Raw genomic sequence first — 1108 nt, 5'->3', positions numbered from 1 at the left:
ATGCGTCGGCGTATCCTTGTTGCCGGCAAGCAGCTGATAGCTCTGCCCGGCATCGGTCGAGACATTGCCGGGGTTCTTGCCGTTCTTGATCGCTTGCGTCGCCGGACAGGCGGCGTCGGCGACGAAGCTGCCGCTCATCTTCACGTCGGCATGCGCGGCCCCGGCCAGCGACGCCGCCAACATGGCCAATCCGAAAACGACACCGATGCGCATGGAGAATCCCCGGCTGAAGAAGTGGGCGACAGACTGAAGCTGTCTCCATGTCAGAATTGCGATATTTTGCTGACCGAACGCAAGAAACATCGTCGCGAAAAGCGGGTTTGCCGGATTGACGCATAATGTGGGCCGGCGCAAACAAAGCCAACGACGACAAAAGCAAGGGCGGGACCAGGCGGCATGTCATTCAGCCAGCAGCGCGTGGTTGCCTCGCCGACCGGTGCCGAGCTCAATCTTTTCGTCAGGCAGGCCGATGGCCGGGCACGCGCCGTCGTCCAGATCAATCACGGGCTAGCCGAGCACGCAGCGCGCTATGCCCGCTTTGCCGATTTTCTTGGCTCGCGCGGTTTCGACGTCTATGTCCACGATCATCGCGGCCACGGCGCGACCAAGGCGTCCGACGCTCCGCTCGGCAGGTTCGCCGACAGGGACGGTGCCGCCAAGGTGATCGCCGACGTCGACGTCATCCATGATCTCATCGCCCGCGAACGGCCAAACAGACCGGTCATCCTGTTTGGCCATTCGATGGGTGCGTCGGTGGCGCTGAACTACCTGTTGCGCCACTCGCCACGCGTTCACGCGGCAGCAATCTGGAACGGCAATTTCTCCCAAGGCCCGCTTGGGCAGCTTGCGCTCGGCATCCTTGCCTGGGAACGGATGCGGCTCGGCTCCGACGTGCCATCGCGCCTGCTGCCGAAACTCACCTTCCAGGCCTGGGGCAAGGCGGTGCCCAATCACCGCACAGTGTTCGACTGGCTGTCGCGCGACGAAGCGGAAGTGGCGAAATACATTGCCGATCCCTTGTGCGGCTGGGACGCTTCGGTGTCGATGTGGCGCGACGTCGTCGGTATGGCGCTGAACGGCGGCAAGGATGCCGGCTTTGCCGGTATCC

1 protein-coding gene and 1 pseudogene are annotated in these 1108 nt (G+C 63.3%); one reads left to right on the top strand and one right to left on the bottom strand.

What is annotated here, in order from left to right; genetic code table 11:
* A pseudogene (locus EN991_RS37260) lies at nucleotides 1-213 on the bottom strand (ribonuclease); the annotation flags it as partial.
* Nucleotides 214-396: 183 nt separating this feature from the next.
* Between EN991_RS37260 and EN991_RS37255 the strand changes: the two are divergent.
* Nucleotides 397-1108: alpha/beta hydrolase (locus EN991_RS37255; RefSeq protein ID WP_164769708.1), on the top strand; the 712-nt coding region annotated here is incomplete at its 3' end.

The organism is Mesorhizobium sp. M7A.F.Ca.US.005.03.2.1, assembly GCF_003997795.1.
Lineage (GTDB): Bacteria > Pseudomonadota > Alphaproteobacteria > Rhizobiales > Rhizobiaceae > Mesorhizobium > Mesorhizobium ciceri.
The sequence above is the reverse complement of the archived record's forward strand: the minus strand, read 5'-3'. Positions and strand labels throughout refer to the sequence as shown.